16 protein-coding genes and 1 other RNA gene are annotated in these 14,187 nt (G+C 47.0%); 6 read left to right on the forward strand and 11 right to left on the reverse strand.

The features are described from left to right. Nucleotides 1–90 precede the first annotated feature (90 nt). Nucleotides 91–588, reverse strand: a complete 498-nt coding sequence (locus KTH89_RS16455) for a hypothetical protein (protein ID WP_238722429.1) — start codon at nucleotides 586–588, stop codon at nucleotides 91–93. Between the two features lie 204 nt (nucleotides 589–792). Between KTH89_RS16455 and KTH89_RS16460 the strand changes: the two genes are divergently transcribed. Further along, nucleotides 793–990: a DUF6465 family protein gene (locus KTH89_RS16460; protein ID WP_158347373.1), complete on the forward strand. Its 198-nt coding sequence runs from the start codon at nucleotides 793–795 to the stop codon at nucleotides 988–990. Nucleotides 991–1,150: 160 nt separating this feature from the next. Here KTH89_RS16460 and KTH89_RS16465 read toward each other — a convergent pair whose 3' ends face one another. The 3 genes from KTH89_RS16465 to KTH89_RS16475 form a co-directional block, all read right to left on the reverse strand. Next, on the reverse strand, nucleotides 1,151–2,614 hold the full coding sequence (locus tag KTH89_RS16465; protein WP_158347374.1) for a sensor histidine kinase: 1,464 nt from the start codon (nucleotides 2,612–2,614) through the stop codon (nucleotides 1,151–1,153). 75 nt (nucleotides 2,615–2,689) lie between these two features. Beyond that, nucleotides 2,690–3,370 carry a response regulator transcription factor gene (locus tag KTH89_RS16470; RefSeq protein ID WP_158347375.1) on the reverse strand — a complete coding sequence of 227 codons (681 nt, stop codon included), beginning with the start codon at nucleotides 3,368–3,370 and terminating at the stop codon, nucleotides 2,690–2,692. Between the two features lie 20 nt (nucleotides 3,371–3,390). Next, a complete protein-coding gene (locus KTH89_RS16475) occupies nucleotides 3,391–4,224 on the reverse strand; it encodes a peptidylprolyl isomerase (protein WP_238722430.1) in 834 nt (277 codons plus the stop codon). A 222-nt stretch (nucleotides 4,225–4,446) separates the two neighbouring features. Between KTH89_RS16475 and KTH89_RS16480 the strand changes: the two genes are divergently transcribed. From KTH89_RS16480 to KTH89_RS16495, 3 genes are all read left to right on the forward strand, one after another. Continuing rightward, a complete protein-coding gene (locus tag KTH89_RS16480) occupies nucleotides 4,447–5,292 on the forward strand; it encodes a MerR family transcriptional regulator (RefSeq protein ID WP_238722431.1) in 846 nt (281 codons plus the stop codon). 612 nt (nucleotides 5,293–5,904) lie between these two features. Next, nucleotides 5,905–6,348, forward strand: coding sequence for a SufBD protein (locus KTH89_RS16490; RefSeq protein WP_238722432.1), 444 nt, complete (start codon nucleotides 5,905–5,907; stop codon nucleotides 6,346–6,348). An 18-nt stretch (nucleotides 6,349–6,366) separates the two neighbouring features. Then, entirely contained in the window at nucleotides 6,367–6,804 is a 438-nt protein-coding gene (locus tag KTH89_RS16495) for a hypothetical protein (protein WP_238722433.1), read from the forward strand. Nucleotides 6,805–6,993: 189 nt separating this feature from the next. Here KTH89_RS16495 and KTH89_RS16500 read toward each other — a convergent pair whose 3' ends face one another. The 5 genes from KTH89_RS16500 to KTH89_RS16520 form a co-directional block, all read right to left on the reverse strand. Beyond that, nucleotides 6,994–7,323, reverse strand: a complete 330-nt coding sequence (locus KTH89_RS16500) for a hypothetical protein (RefSeq protein ID WP_238722434.1) — start codon at nucleotides 7,321–7,323, stop codon at nucleotides 6,994–6,996. A gap of 124 nt (nucleotides 7,324–7,447) precedes the next feature. Then, entirely contained in the window at nucleotides 7,448–7,642 is a 195-nt protein-coding gene (locus tag KTH89_RS16505; RefSeq protein WP_238722435.1) for a FeoB-associated Cys-rich membrane protein, read from the reverse strand. A 29-nt stretch (nucleotides 7,643–7,671) separates the two neighbouring features. Further along, nucleotides 7,672–9,822 carry a ferrous iron transport protein B gene (feoB, locus tag KTH89_RS16510; protein WP_158347381.1) on the reverse strand — a complete coding sequence of 717 codons (2,151 nt, stop codon included), beginning with the start codon at nucleotides 9,820–9,822 and terminating at the stop codon, nucleotides 7,672–7,674. 164 nt (nucleotides 9,823–9,986) lie between these two features. Further along, nucleotides 9,987–10,208, reverse strand: coding sequence for a FeoA family protein (locus KTH89_RS16515; RefSeq protein ID WP_158347382.1), 222 nt, complete (start codon nucleotides 10,206–10,208; stop codon nucleotides 9,987–9,989). 57 nt (nucleotides 10,209–10,265) lie between these two features. Continuing rightward, nucleotides 10,266–10,481, reverse strand: a complete 216-nt coding sequence (locus KTH89_RS16520; protein WP_334300827.1) for a FeoA family protein — start codon at nucleotides 10,479–10,481, stop codon at nucleotides 10,266–10,268. A 427-nt stretch (nucleotides 10,482–10,908) separates the two neighbouring features. Between KTH89_RS16520 and KTH89_RS16525 the strand changes: the two genes are divergently transcribed. Both KTH89_RS16525 and KTH89_RS16530 read left to right on the forward strand, forming a co-directional pair. Next, complete coding sequence (locus tag KTH89_RS16525; RefSeq protein ID WP_158347383.1) at nucleotides 10,909–11,280, forward strand: metal-dependent transcriptional regulator; 372 nt, start codon at nucleotides 10,909–10,911, stop codon at nucleotides 11,278–11,280. Between the two features lie 218 nt (nucleotides 11,281–11,498). After that, complete coding sequence (locus KTH89_RS16530; protein WP_158347384.1) at nucleotides 11,499–11,786, forward strand: DUF2325 domain-containing protein; 288 nt, start codon at nucleotides 11,499–11,501, stop codon at nucleotides 11,784–11,786. A gap of 45 nt (nucleotides 11,787–11,831) precedes the next feature. On the opposite strand, the gene KTH89_RS16535 is transcribed toward KTH89_RS16530, so the two are convergent. Then, nucleotides 11,832–13,646: an ABC-F family ATP-binding cassette domain-containing protein gene (locus KTH89_RS16535; RefSeq protein WP_238722437.1), complete on the reverse strand. Its 1,815-nt coding sequence runs from the start codon at nucleotides 13,644–13,646 to the stop codon at nucleotides 11,832–11,834. 138 nt (nucleotides 13,647–13,784) lie between these two features. Beyond that, nucleotides 13,785–14,134: a transfer-messenger RNA gene (gene ssrA / locus KTH89_RS16540) on the reverse strand. Nucleotides 14,135–14,187 lie beyond the last annotated feature (53 nt).

A 14,187-nucleotide genomic window follows, 5' to 3' on the forward strand; every position in this document is an offset into this window, starting at 1 on the left:
GACCCTCCGCAAGCCCCCGGAACCGGACCGCTCCCCCTTCAAAGAAGAGCCGCCCCCAAGTTCCGAGCCTCCGGCGGTCCGCCTCCGCGGCTATTTTCGATCTATATCCAATACCCACTCTCCTGGGTCCGCCTGGATGGCCTCGGAGCGGTCGGAGCTCTCCGTTAGTACCTGGCAGAGTTTGGAGTGGACACGGATGAAATGGGACTTTTGATTGAAATAGGCGGTTTTTTCAAAGGGGAAACGGATGATCTGGGGATATTGGAAGCCTGCGCCCAGCTCCAGGATGAGAAGGTCGTGATTGAGGGTTTGGGACAGCCATTTCAGGTATGCGTCCCATTCCCGCTCTCCTTTTTCCTCTTCCGTGAACAGGGGAGTTACGATTCTGGCCTGATCGAATGGGGCGTGCAGCATCTGATCATCCTCTGCTAAAGAGACGATGTAGTAATTCTTTCCGGTTAGCAGGTTGTTTAGTGTCTCATAGACACATTTTCGCGTTTTCTGGTCGGATTTTGCGGTAATTTCTTCTCCGATTCCGATCAAAATCCGATCGGACCGTTGTAAATATTCTCTGATTTTTGAACTCATAATGCCTCCTGTTCTGCATATAATGAAAAGGGAAATGTCAGATTTTCCCTTTCGGTTTATGGATTATTACCTATATATCCCTGAATTTTAACGCTTTAGCGTAGAGAATTCCACAATCTTTTTGGGGCCAATTGCATTTTACCATAAACTGTACTATATTTATACCGTAGTTTTAATCTGTGTTTCTTTAGGGAGGTAAGTGTTATGAAATGTCAGGTGGTATTGGAATACGCTGGACGCCAGGTGTGTGAAAAGGAAGTCATTGATCACGTAAAGAGCATTTGGCTGGAAGCCGGCAACAAAGTGAAGGATATCAAAACAATGGATGTCTACTTGAAACCCGAAGAAAATATGATTTATTACGTAATTAACGAGACAGAGACCGGCAGTTTTCCCATGTAACTACATAGTTTCCGGATGAATTTTTATATGATCTGGTTTTCATCTGATATGGATCTGGTATGGGAAAGAGTTTAACAGAATAGGAGTGGGTGTCACACGAACACTTTGCGTCCCTTTCAGGGACTGTGTTTTTGCGGCACCCACTTTTTATGTCTGTGATTTAGAGGCCTTTATCCAGGTCAAACCAGAATTCCACACCATTCTCATAGTTCTGTACGCCGCATTCCTTGTGGAAAGATTCCATGATGGCTTTTACTATGGAAAGGCCGATTCCGCTGCCGCCGTATTCCCTGGTCCTGGCTTTGTCCACTTTGTAGAATTTATCCCAGACGTGTTCGATATCCTCCGACGGGATCGGGATTCCTGTATTAAATACGGAGATTCTTACATTTTTATCCATAGGAATCATCCGGATTTCAATGATTTTCTCGTTGGCTGCGTGATGGATCGCGTTGCTCAGGTAATTGGTAAATACTTCTTCCACCTTGAACTCGTCCGCCCAGACATAGACCGGTTCTTCTTCCTTGAATATCACTTTGATCCCGTTCTGGCGGATCAGGATATCCGTGGACATCAGGATATTCCGGATCAGGGAGGTCATGTCGAACCGCTCCATCTGTACTTTGTCATTGCCGAATTCCAGCTGGTTCAGGCTTAGCAGGTTCTTGACCATCAGGTTCATCTTGGAAGCCTCGTCCATAATCACTTCGCAGTAAAAGTCCCTGCTCTGTTCATCGTCATTGATGCATTCCTTTAATCCCTCCGCGTATCCCTGAATCAGGGCGATAGGCGTTTTCAGTTCATGGGAGACGTTGGATAGAAATTCCTTTCTCATCTCGTCGATCTGGATTTTCTCCTGTATGTCTTTTTGCAGCTCGTTGTTGGCCGTTTTCAGTTTGGAAATGGTGTGCTCCAGTGTCTCCGACATCTGATTCATATGGTGGCCCAGTATATCGATCTCATTTTTGCAGACCCTGTGGTATTTGGCGTCAAAATCTAACTTCGTCATTCTTTCCGATATCTGCGCCAGCTCCAGAATCGGTTCCGTGATTCTCCTGGAGATCAGCCAGATGATCAGCGCGCTGACCACGATAATGACCAGTCCGATATACGCCATAAAACGATTGGATATCAGAACGCTTTCCTGTATGCTGGATACAGGAGAACGCAGCAGAAAGACATCCCCTCTGTCCAGCATTCCCCACATTTCCACATATTCCGTTTTCGAATCCGGATCTATGAACTTGTGAACCTCATAAGGCTCTTTCCCGTCCATGGTAAAGTTCGGATCCGTGATATAGTCGTACAACTGATCCCGCAGAGTGGATTCTTCCTCGTTGGGACAGTATTTTAATGCACCTCCGTTGGGCGTAACCACATACATGGATATATTTCCCTTCTGAAGCCGCACTTTTAAAAGCCCCAGGCTCTCCGGTGAGGTGAAGTTATTCTCGCTGGCCGCACGGTTTAATTGCGTGTAGGTTCCCACCAGGTCATCCTGCTTCTTCAGAATATAATAATCTTCCAGAAATACATTGTTGATAACCCAGCCAATTAACAGGGTGGACGCCATAATGATGATAAATATGACGGCCATCTGTATCTTCAATGAATGTCTTTTCATTCTATCCTCCATGCATGCACTGTCCCGCATATCCGGATCAATCCCTTACAGATATACAATGGATGCGCCTTTCGTTCATCCTTCCACCTCGAATTTGTAACCCATCCCCCATATGGTTTTGATAAAGTCTCCTTTGCCGCCCAGCTTGCTTCTGAGTTTCTTTACATGGGTATCGATCGTTCTGGCATCGCCGAAGTAATCATAATTCCAGACATTATTCAGAATTTTTTCCCTGGATAAAGCCCGTCCCTGGTTTTCCATAAAATAAGTGAGCAGTTCAAATTCCTTATAGCTTAATTCCACCGCGCTGCCGTCAATGGTCACGATGTGGGCCGCTTTGTTCACTTCGATGCCGCCGGCGCTTAAGATGTCGTCGGACACGATAGCGTTCGCTCTTCGAAGAATCGCCTCGACTCTGGCTACCAGGATCTTGGGACTGAACGGTTTGGTTACATATTCATCCACTCCCAGCTCAAAGCCCTGCAGCTCATCCCGCTCATCCGCCCTGGCAGTCAGCATAATGATCGGCACCCTGGAGTATTGGCGGATCTCCCGGCACACCTGCCATCCGTCCATCTTCGGCATCATTACGTCCAGGATAATCAACGCGATGTCCTTCACCTTGAAAAACAGATCTATGGCCTGGGCGCCGTCTTCCGCTTCCAGAACCTCATAATTTTGTTTGGTCAGGAAATCACTGACCAGCTTGCGCATTCTGCTCTCGTCATCCACAACCAGGATTTTCAGTCTTTCCATGCCAAAGCCTCCTTCTTATCTCATTCTTTTACGTAAGTAGTAACTTTCTCTATTATTACATCTTGAACCGGTTTATCTTTGACTCCGGGTTCCGAAGTCTCTACCGCAGCGATGGCGTCCACCACGTCCATTCCCTCGAACACCTGTCCGAACACCGTGTGTTTGCCAAATAACCAGGGCGTTCCGCCTTTTTCCTTATATTTATCTATGATCTCCTGCGGCCATTCCATGGCTTCCATCTCGGATACCAGGGACTCATCATATTTTTCATTCTGCACAATAAAGAACTGGCTGCCATTGGTGTTACTCCCGGAATTCGCCATACAAAGCGCTCCGCGCCAGGGATAAAGGCTGTTTGAAAATTCGTCCTCAAACGGCTGCCCCCAGATGCTCTCGCCGCCGGTGCCGTCCCCCTTGGGATCGCCACCCTGAATCATGAACTCATTGATCACCCGGTGGAAGGTCAAACCGTCAAAATAACCGTCCTTGGCGTGGGTCACAAAGTTCTCCACCGCCTTCGGCGCCATATCGGGGAAAAGTTTTATCTGAATCGTTCCGAAATCTTTCACCTGAAGTTCCGCGATCGTATCTCCGGCCTTAGGCTCCTCGAACTGATATTCCACGTCGATGCCCAGATCTTCCGCCGACGCGGCCTGTCCATCCTTAGCCTCGCCGGAATCTGACTGGCCGCTACCGCTGTCCTGACCCTCGGAAGCCGCTTCCGCCTCAGAGCTCTGCTCCGTCTTCCCCGTGTTGTCCGTCGAGCCGTTATCCTTCTTGTCATCGGAACCGCAGGCTGCTGCAAACATAGTCATTGCCGCCAGTATTGCGGCAACTAATAATTTCTTTTTCATCTTTAAAGTCCTCTCTTCTCTTTCTTCTGGGTTTTACTGTATCACACTTTTTTTCAAAATTCCATCCTTCTGTCCAACTGTTCAGGGAATTTTCACAAATATATGACGTATCCGCCCTCTTGCACTATTCCCGTTCACCTTCTATAATAAGTTATACCGTTCGGCGCCGTTTTGCTGCGCCTTACACGAAGGCATCGACGGATCTCAAAGGAAGTGACCGACATGGAAGAATATACGCCCGCCTACTTTACAACCGGAGAATTTGCAAAGCTGTGCGGCGTCACCAAACATACCCTGTTTCACTACGACAGCCTGGGTATCTTCTCCCCCGCTGTACGGCTTGACAATGGTTACCGGTATTATACCGTAGCACAGATCGAAGTATTCAATGTCATCCATATGCTCAGGGAACTGGATATGCCGCTCTCCGATATCAAAGCCTACCTGGACCGGCGCAGTCCCCAGGAACTGGTCAGCCTGTTAAAGACAGAGGAAGAAAAGCTGCACAGCCGCTTAAAATCCATGCAGCGCATGGAAAAACTGATTCACAGAAAAGCGGATCTCACCTGTCAGGCCATGCAGCTCGATCTTGACTCCATAGGCCCTGTTGCCATGCCTAAGGCTTATCTGGTTCTGACCGAATCTGTTCCGCTGACCAACGACCAAAATGTGGCGCTGTCCATGACGAACCATATCCGCTACTGTGATGCCCATAATATCAGCAGCCCCTATTCGATAGGTTCCCTGATCCGCCAGGAGGCCATAGCCGCCGGACGTTTCGGAGACTACAGTTTCTTTTACACACAGCTGATGGGAAAGCCCGGGAAAATCCCTGTGTTCGTAAAGGAAGCCGGCACCTATCTCACCGCCTATCACACCGGCGGCTATGAAACGCTGTATCAGACCTACGAACGGATGATGGCTTATGCGCACAAGAACGGTTACCGGCTCGGAGAATATTTTTATGAGGATGTATTGCTGGATGATCTGTCAGTAAAAGGATATGAGAATTATGTACTGCAGATTTCGATCCGTATCGAGGAGATACACCGCTCTCAGGAATGCTGAATTTACCGGGGGCAGCTCCTGCTTCTCCTATTATATCCTTATTTTTCAAAGCTATTTATGGCTATATGCTCGATGGAGGTAAAGATATGGGGCATTTCGGTTTTTCGTATATCGGACTTTTATTTTTGCTTTTGCTGTTTATACCGAACATTATTTGGACAAAGAAAAAGCCGGAGGGTTATACTGCTGATGGAGAGAATCCGGTTTTAAGTTTGTTTGAACATATTGGCCAAGTGTTCGTGTGCTGTTGTTCTTTGATCTTTTCGGACTTTAATTTCCTGGATTGACGCCATGGACCTGGTGGTTAGCAGCGGCGTTTACTCTCATGATTTTGTATGAAATTTGGTGGATCAGATATTTTCGCAGCGATCGAAAACTCAAGGATTTTTATAGTGGTATTATGTGCATTCCACTTGCAGGGGCAACATTACCTGTCATGGCATTCTTTTTACTTGGAATATACGGAAAGGTTATCTGGCTATTGATTTCTGTACTTGTATTAGGAATCGGACATATCGGAATACACCTGAAACATTACAAGGATCTGAATATAAACATGAAGCAGATAAACTTGCAGAGATAAAATCAAATACAAAAGCGAGGTGCTATACCATGGAAGAAAACATCATAGCAAAGCTGACGTCAAAGGATGACAAGTACGCCTGCGCGATAGCTGCTAAAATCATATCAGAGAGCCAGGAAACAGATGCGTGGTATGAATACTTTGATGACTTTGCATCGCTGCTTGATCATCCTAAATCATATGTGAGAAATCGGGCGCTGCACATCATTTCGGCAAATGTCCGGTGGGACGAAGAAAACCGTTTCGATTTCAATATTTCCGACTTTCTCTCACATATTATGGATGAGAAGCCGATTACCGCCAGACAGTGCATTCAATCTCTTTCGCAGGTAGGAAAGGCAAAGCCACAGTACATTCCTATTATATTGACAAGTTTACGAAACGCCGATCTCTCAAAATACAAAGACAGTATGCGCGGGCTGATAGAAAAAGATATAGCGGAAACGGAAAAAATACTGAGAACAGACTACTAGAAAGGTATGGAGACTACTATGTGTAAAGAATGTTACTCCGATAAAAACAGAATAACTCCACTACTAAATCCCCTGGATTGTTTAGAAAACCATACGCAATATATTTGTGGAACGTGTGGGCGTTGTATTTGTATAGAGCATGACCCAAACAGAGGCTTACAAAGGTGGAATTTCCCTTTCCGATCATTAGAAATTGCTAAACTTTATTTGCGAACCGCCGACTATACAACCAAAAAGGCATGCGGTATTTATGAGATAGAGAATAGCAAAGGCAAAGTATCCTATAAAATCTTTCCAGGGAATGAGGATTTACTGTTATTTTTGAAAAAGAATAAGGACAAGAAATGCAAACGAATGACGCCTGTCTTTACTGTTGGAGACTATAAAGAATACCCGCATACCGAAGTACGGAAATTGACTTCTGATGAAATCAAACGATATATGAACGAACGCTGAACTGCTAATTTGGCGGGGACAGTCACAAAAACGGATACAAACTGCTGGAAGTGCGCTCATAGTAATACAAAATCCTGTGAATAAGAAAGCTTATCATTGAAAGCCTTCTGTTCACAGGATTTCTTATTCTTTATAAGGGAATTACTATAAATAAAACGCAAAGTCTTTATCTAACTCACAGATCACCGCTTAATTCTGATCCGCCTCATCACCGGCAATAAAGACACCGGCTCCAATAACGGAAGAGGATACGGCTGAAACTATGATCACTACGACAATCACAATAAAAATGATCCCGATCAGAAAAATAGCCAGAAACGTGCTTCCTTCCGATTCCTCGGAGCTTTGCGCCTGTTCACTTCCAGCCTCCGCAGTAACAGCCTGAGCCGGCTGATCCGCTGCATAGACTTTCTTTACCCCAAGCGTAAAGGTAGCGATACAAACCCCAATCATCAGAATAAGAAACATCCATAATAAGTAAAGAGAACTTTTCTTCCTTGTTACCTGAACTGCTTCCATTGGAAAACCCCATTTCTATTTTTCTATTTTCTCTTCCTATCTTCTCATAAACTTCATGTACTATTGTATAGTATTTCCCCAAAAGTTTCCAGCCCAAACGAAAAGTTTTTAAAAAATCTCTGCTTTACTCTTTCTTTATGCTGCTTTGACAGTGATAAGAGCACTGGCTGCAGCAGCCGCTGCAGCCGGATTGCTCCCGGCCGCTATGGGTTTTGCAGGATGAACATCCCGCGCACGATCCCTTGTGGCGCATATAGCGGATCGCAAGTACATACAGTACCAGAACTGCCAAACCAATGAGAAATGTCGGTATATTCATAAGAAAACCTCCTTTTTAACGGGCCGCTTCTACGCCCTGGCACCTGCAGGCGCTCCGGCTTTCCTCTGTTTAGCCGCAGGCCTGAAGATCAGATACAGGAATCCGATCAGAACCAGAATCGCAAATACGGTGCCTGCGCCGAAGCTATACGCTCCTAAAATCAATCCGCCCAGCTGATTGATCATCAACGCAATGGCATAGGCCAGAATAGTCTGATAACCGATCGCGAACCAGGTCCACTTCGCACTGGCCATTTCCCGCTTGATGGCTCCGATCGCCGCGAAGCAGGGGGCGCACAACAGGTTAAAGGCCAGGAAGGATACCGCCGCCATGGCATGGGGGAACATCAGGCTGATCTGGGCCAGCAGCCCCGGATCGGTTTCGGATACTTCGCCCAAGCCAAACAGAACGCCTAAGGTCCCCACTACATTTTCCTTCGCCACAAGCCCGGATACGGTAGCGACGGCAGCCTGCCAGTTGCCGAAGCCCAGAGGCGCGAAGAGAGGCGCCAGGAAAGATCCGATCACGGCCAGAAGGCTGGCGGACTCCTCTACCATTCCAAATCCGCCGTCGGAGAATCCAAAGTTGGACAGGAACCAGATCACGCCGCAGGCTACAAAGATTACGGTACCTGCTTTTATGATAAATGCTTTGCCTCTTTCCCACATGTGAATCCATACGCCTTTCGCGGAGGGTATATGATACTGTGGAAGCTCCATGACAAAGGGCGCCGGATCTCCTGCGAACAGCTTTGTCTTCTTTAAAATAATTCCGGAAATCACGACCGTAATCACTCCCAGGAAATACAGCAGCGGCCCCATCAGAGTAAACTGCGGGAACATGGCCGCGCCGATCAGCGCGATGATCGGGAGCTTCGCGCCGCAGGGGATAAAGGTCGTTGTCATGATAGTCATCCGGCGGTCTTTTTCATTTTCGATAGTCTTTGTAGCCATGATGCCGGGCACTCCGCATCCGGAAGAAATCAGCATGGGAATAAAGCTCTTGCCGGACAAACCAAATTTGCGGAAAATCCGGTCCATGATAAAGGCCACACGGGCCATATAGCCGCAATCCTCCAGTATAGAGAGGAAGAAGAACAAAATGAGCATCTGCGGAACAAAGCCAAGCACGGCGCCCACGCCGCCTATGATACCATCCACGATAAGACCATTAAGCCATGACGCCGCTCCCACGCTTTCCAGCCATGTACCGACAGCCGGCTGGATCCACTCTCCAAAGAAGGTGTCATTGGTCCAGTCTGTTACGATCGTACCCAGCCAGGACACTGAGACGAAATACACGATACACATCACCACAAAGAAAATCGGCAGCGCCAGAAAACGGTTGGTAACCACCCGGTCAATCTTATCGGAGGCTGTCATTCCCCTTCTTTGCTTATGTACACATTTTTTCATCAGGTTCGTGATGTAGTCATATCTCTCATTCGTGATGATACTCTCGGAATCATCATTAAGCTCCTGTTCCACCGATGAGATGATCGTCTCCAGCTTATCCTGTGCCGTCTGATCCAGCCGGATCTCCTCCATCACCTTCTCATCCCGCTCAAACATTTTCACCGCATACCAGCGGGTATGTTCCTGCTTCACAATACCTTCATTCAGATCCGCGATCGCCTGTAAGGCTTCCTCCACCGGTTTGCCGAATTCATGTCTCGGAGCGGACGCCTTATTGGCGGCTGCCAGGCGGATGGCTTTCTCCGCCGCTTCCATGGAGCCTTTTCCTTTCAGCGCGGAAGTCTCCACCACCTCACATCCAAGCGCGGCCCCCAGTTTCTTCACGTCAATCTTATCTCCAGACTTTTCAACCAGATCCATCATGTTTAAAGCGATGATCACAGGTATTCCAAGTTCCAGAATCTGTGTGGTCAGATACAGGTTTCTCTCCAGATTCGTCCCGTCCACCAGATTGATGATTGCATCCGGGCGTTCGTTGATCAGATAGTTACGGCTGACCACCTCTTCCAGCGTATAAGGGGACAGGGAATATATTCCCGGAAGGTCCGTGATCACAACATCTTTGTGCCCTTTTAACTTCCCCTCTTTCTTCTCTACCGTAACTCCCGGCCAGTTTCCCACATACTGGCTGGAACCGGTCAGATCGTTGAACATCGTTGTCTTGCCGCAGTTGGGATTACCTGCAAGAGCAATTTTGATACTCATATATTTTTCCTCCTTCTGAATCACAGCATTCATAGCCGCTCCATAGTCCATCACACATCCATTTTGTTAGCTACAGCTAACCATTATCCTGTAAAATAGAGTCCCGCTTGCACAGAAAATATTTTGCAAGCAAAACTCCTGTATTGGCAGCGTCTTACCGCCCGCTAAGCTACTTCAATATTCTCCGCCTCGTTTTTACGAATCGTCAGCTCATATCCCCTCACATTTACTTCTACCGGATCGCCAAGAGGCGCCACCTTACGGACATAGATCTGCGTCCCTCTGGTGATCCCCATATCCATAATCCTTCTTTTCAGCGCTCCCGTCCCGTTTAGTTTCATAACAGAAACGGTTTCTCCGCATTTTACGTCTTTGAGTGTTCTCATTCCCTTACCTCCATTTCCTCATTTTCCGCATAACCCGCGGCCGCATTTTTCCTAAAATCAGCATGCCGTCAGGATACGGTTTGCCATAGACCTGCTGATCGCCACCCGGGTGCCCTTTACATTTACGATTACATTCCCATTCATTTCTGAAACTACCATAGCCGATGCGCCCTCAACGAACCCCAGATTACGCAAAAACCGCTTCGTGTCATCCTTTCCTCTGATTGACACCACCGAAACTTCGACTCCCGTTCCCGCCATGGAAAGCGGAATCCGGGACGCATAAGTCTGCATCGTCTGATTCGTCTGAACAGATGTTCCGCGACCGGTATGTGTAGAAAGTAATGCTGCATGTTCCATACGATTCACCTCAGATTTACTATTTGAATGTTCCAGGCTGTCTTTTAAATCTTCCAGACTGCCCTTTCATGTTCCAGTCCGCCGTTGTTAGTTAATGCTAACTCGTTCCGATTAAAAAAATAGAAGGCATCCACAACGTTCTATTTCTCTCTGTGAGCTTTGATTAGCAGCGGCTAATTCTTTTGTCGTGATAAGTTTACCTCTGCTAACTCATTTTGTCAACCCCAATATGGAAAAATTTGCTTAATCAGTATCCGGTTGAAAAAACAGAAGGCAAATGATAAGATATTAATAAGATAAATTAGAGAGACCGGAAAATCATAAGAAGAAAGGCATACCTATGAAGCTACAGGAATCAGGAGAAAATTATCTGGAAACAATTTTAGTTTTGAAATTAAAATATGGGGCGGTGCGGTCCATCGATGTAGCCAATGAATTATCGTATTCTAAGCCCAGTGTCAGCCGCGCTGTTTCCGTATTAAAAAGTGCGGGGCATATCACGGTCGATGCGAAAGGGATGATCGAGCTTACAGATTCCGGACGCGAGATTGCGGAGACCATCTATGAACGGCATCAGCTGCTGACGCAGTATCTGATGAATATCGGTGTGGATGAGAAAACAGCTGCGGAAGACGCGTGCCGGATCGAGCATGTGATCAGCCCTGTCACTTTTGAAAAGCTGAAGCAGCATGTACAGAAAACGAACCGGTAAGTGGACATCACGGCGGAAACCATACAAAAAGGTGTAGACATTTTTTTAATTTTATGATATAGTATTTTTAGTTAGTTTATGCTAACTAAAAATTACACATACTCTTCCAAATGTATGACGCAGTTCAAAGCAAGCGGCTGCAGTATTTTATCCACTGCAGCCATATATTTTCACCATTAGTTAGTTGTTGCTAACTCATTTTATCAGGAGGTGCTTCCATGAGTGTTGTTATTATCGGGGGAAATGAACGGATGGCCTGTCAATATAAGGATATTTGCAAGCAATATCACTGTAAGGCCAAAGTATTTACCAAATTAAAATCCGGACTTCGGGAACAGATCGGCAATCCGGATTTGGTTATTCTATTTACATCCACAGTCTCCCATAAAATGGTTCGCTGCGCTCTCGCGGAGGCGGATAAATGTAATTCCGCGGTGGAACGCTCCCATACCAGCAGCGCTACCGCCCTCAAGGGGATTCTGAGCAATTACTGTGATCCCTCATAAGTATGGATAAAACTGGGGCGGCCGTTTCCTGTTCTCTCCGGGCTTCTATTCTTTCTGGGCTTCTATTCTCTCAGCCAGATCGTTTAGATATACCCATCGTTCCATTTTTTCTTCCAGCTGCGCTTCCGCCTGCTCTTTTTCTTCCAGCACAGCGGATAGTTTCACGGAATTCGTGGCGTTTGCCAGCATTTCCCGCTCCAGTTCCCCGATCCGTTTCTCCAGCTCCCCGATGGTTTCATCAATGGTTTCGAATTCTTTCTGTTCTTTATAGGAGAACTTCAGTTTCGCCGGTGCATTCTGTTTCCATTCTTTGTTCTTCGTTTTCTTTTTGTCTTCCTGTCCCCTCGTCCCGTTCTTTTGTGTCTCTAAGGCAGCGTTCTTTTCGTTCCTGGTCTCGAGATAGTCCGTATAGCCCCCTTCATACTGCGTTAACTGCCCTTCCCCTTCAAAAGCAAAGATCCGGTCCACCACATTATCCAGGAAATACCGGTCGTGCGATACGGTAATCACGATTCCCAAAAAGGAATCCAGGAAATCTTCCAGTATCGTAAGGGTCGGGATGTCCAGATCATTTCCCGGTTCGTCCAGGCAGAGTACATTACAGCCCTGGCAGATCACCTTCAAGAGATAGAGGCGTTTCTTCTCACCGCCGGACAGCTTTCTGACCGGTGCATACTGCATATCCGGGGTAAACAAGAAGCGCTCCAGCATTTGGGATGCGGAAATCCTGCCTTCCTTCGTGGGAATATACTCCGCCACCTCTTTGATGTAATCGATGACCCGCTGCTCCGTATCCATATCCGGAACCTCCTGGGCAAAGTAACCGATGCGTATGGTTTCACCCAGCTCCACTTCCCCCGAATCCGGTTCGATGATGCCTGCCATGATTTTTAACAGGGTGGATTTGCCGCATCCATTGGGTCCGATAATACCAAGGCGCTGGTTTTTCAGAACAATATAGTCAAAATCATCCACCACGTTCCTGCCGCCATAGCTTTTGCTGATATGATGCAGTTCCATCGTCTTTTTCCCCATCCGGATTCCGACGGAATCCATTTCCACCTTCGAATCCTGCAAGGGAGCGGTACCATTTTTCAGATCCTCCAACCGCTGAAGCCTGGCTCTTTGTTTCGTGCTTCTGGCGCGGCAGCCTCTCTTTGCCCACTCTAGCTCCATCCTGAGTACGCTCTGACGCTTTCGCTCCGAAGCCATCTCCATTTCCTCCCTGATCGCTTTGAGCTCCAGGAATTTGGAGTAATTTGCATCGTAGCTGTAGAGTTGCCCGTGGTCAATCTCCAAGATCTTATTGGTTACCTGGTCCAGAAAATATCTGTCGTGGGTAACCATAATCACAACTCCTTTATACCGGTTCAGATACTCTTCCAGCCACCCGATCATATCACTGTCCAGGTGGTTCGTAGGCTCATCCAGCAGCAGTACGTCAAATGAGGAGGCCAGAACTTTCGCAAGGGCGACCTTCTTTTTCTGTCCACCGGATAAAGACTCTATCCGTCCGTCATGATCCGTAATCCCCAGACGGTTCAGGATACTTTTCGCTTCGCTTTCCGTGTTCCAATCCTGTTTGCTGTTTCCCTCCGTCACATAGGATAGCACCGTGGCCTCTGCCGGAAAGACCGGGCTTTGTACCAGGTACGCGGTCCTCAATCCGTTTTGCGTGATAATCTGTCCCTCATCCGGCTTTTCCAAACCCGCCAGCATGTTCAGAAGTGTCGATTTTCCTGTTCCATTGATTCCGATAATGCCGATCTTCTCACCTTCATGGATACCACAGGAAACGTCGTCAAAGATCGTTTTTTCTCCATATATTTTACTTACGTGCTCTATATTCAATATATTCATCGGTGAACTCCCTTTGCTTTCTACTCAATATCAAATATCATAAGGGATTTTCACCGGATCGTCAATCCCCGGGGGATTTGTATTCTTTAGGGGCTTTTGTATGGAAAAAAATAAACCCTGATAAAATCAAGGTTTATATAGTGGAGCTGAGGGGAATCGAACCCCTGTCCGAAAGCCCATTCACTTAAGCTTCTCCCATTACAGTCATCTCTTTAGATTTCCCTCGTCCAGGCGCCTGATGACCGGCTCGGGGACTCGGTAGCTTCATAAGTTCTTCCATTTCCGCAAAGCTTAGGAAACGAAGTGCCCCGTGAACGTTGATGCCGGGGTCTTAAGCCACGGGAACTTAAGTCCGACAGCTGCAACTAGGCAGCGATTGCTAAATTATTGTCTTCAGCGTTTATATTTAGTTTCCGGATTTTAACGCAGCTCCGGACTGCGAATGGCTTCTTAAGCTTCAAAACCCCCGTCGAAACCAGTACAACCCCTGGTTTTAAGCTGAAGTTCTAAAGAGTATGCTTATTATATAGCACTCTGCCAC

It is taken from the genome of Diplocloster agilis, from assembly GCF_019042275.1.
GTDB lineage: Bacteria > Bacillota > Clostridia > Lachnospirales > Lachnospiraceae > Diplocloster > Diplocloster agilis.

What these genes read in the sequence shown, in the direction of transcription:
- KTH89_RS16500 (WP_238722434.1), bottom strand. Translation starts at nt 7,323, where the DNA reads ATGGAAGCAGTTCAGGTAACAAGGAAGAAAAGTTCTCTTTACTTATTA.
- KTH89_RS16515 (WP_158347382.1), bottom strand. Translation starts at nt 10,208, where the DNA reads ATGAGAACACTCAAAGACGTAAAATGCGGAGAAACCGTTTCTGTTATG.
- KTH89_RS16535 (WP_238722437.1), bottom strand. Translation starts at nt 13,646, where the DNA reads ATGAATATATTGAATATAGAGCACGTAAGTAAAATATATGGAGAAAAA.
- KTH89_RS16460 (WP_158347373.1), top strand. Translation starts at nt 793, where the DNA reads ATGAAATGTCAGGTGGTATTGGAATACGCTGGACGCCAGGTGTGTGAA.
- feoB (WP_158347381.1), bottom strand. Translation starts at nt 9,822, where the DNA reads ATGAGTATCAAAATTGCTCTTGCAGGTAATCCCAACTGCGGCAAGACA.
- KTH89_RS16470 (WP_158347375.1), bottom strand. Translation starts at nt 3,370, where the DNA reads ATGGAAAGACTGAAAATCCTGGTTGTGGATGACGAGAGCAGAATGCGC.
- KTH89_RS16490 (WP_238722432.1), top strand. Translation starts at nt 5,905, where the DNA reads ATGGAAGAAAACATCATAGCAAAGCTGACGTCAAAGGATGACAAGTAC.
- KTH89_RS16455 (WP_238722429.1), bottom strand. Translation starts at nt 588, where the DNA reads ATGAGTTCAAAAATCAGAGAATATTTACAACGGTCCGATCGGATTTTG.
- KTH89_RS16480 (WP_238722431.1), top strand. Translation starts at nt 4,447, where the DNA reads ATGGAAGAATATACGCCCGCCTACTTTACAACCGGAGAATTTGCAAAG.
- KTH89_RS16525 (WP_158347383.1), top strand. Translation starts at nt 10,909, where the DNA reads ATGAAGCTACAGGAATCAGGAGAAAATTATCTGGAAACAATTTTAGTT.
- KTH89_RS16465 (WP_158347374.1), bottom strand. Translation starts at nt 2,614, where the DNA reads ATGAAAAGACATTCATTGAAGATACAGATGGCCGTCATATTTATCATC.
- KTH89_RS16495 (WP_238722433.1), top strand. Translation starts at nt 6,367, where the DNA reads ATGTGTAAAGAATGTTACTCCGATAAAAACAGAATAACTCCACTACTA.
- KTH89_RS16475 (WP_238722430.1), bottom strand. Translation starts at nt 4,224, where the DNA reads ATGAAAAAGAAATTATTAGTTGCCGCAATACTGGCGGCAATGACTATG.
- KTH89_RS16530 (WP_158347384.1), top strand. Translation starts at nt 11,499, where the DNA reads ATGAGTGTTGTTATTATCGGGGGAAATGAACGGATGGCCTGTCAATAT.
- KTH89_RS16505 (WP_238722435.1), bottom strand. Translation starts at nt 7,642, where the DNA reads ATGAATATACCGACATTTCTCATTGGTTTGGCAGTTCTGGTACTGTAT.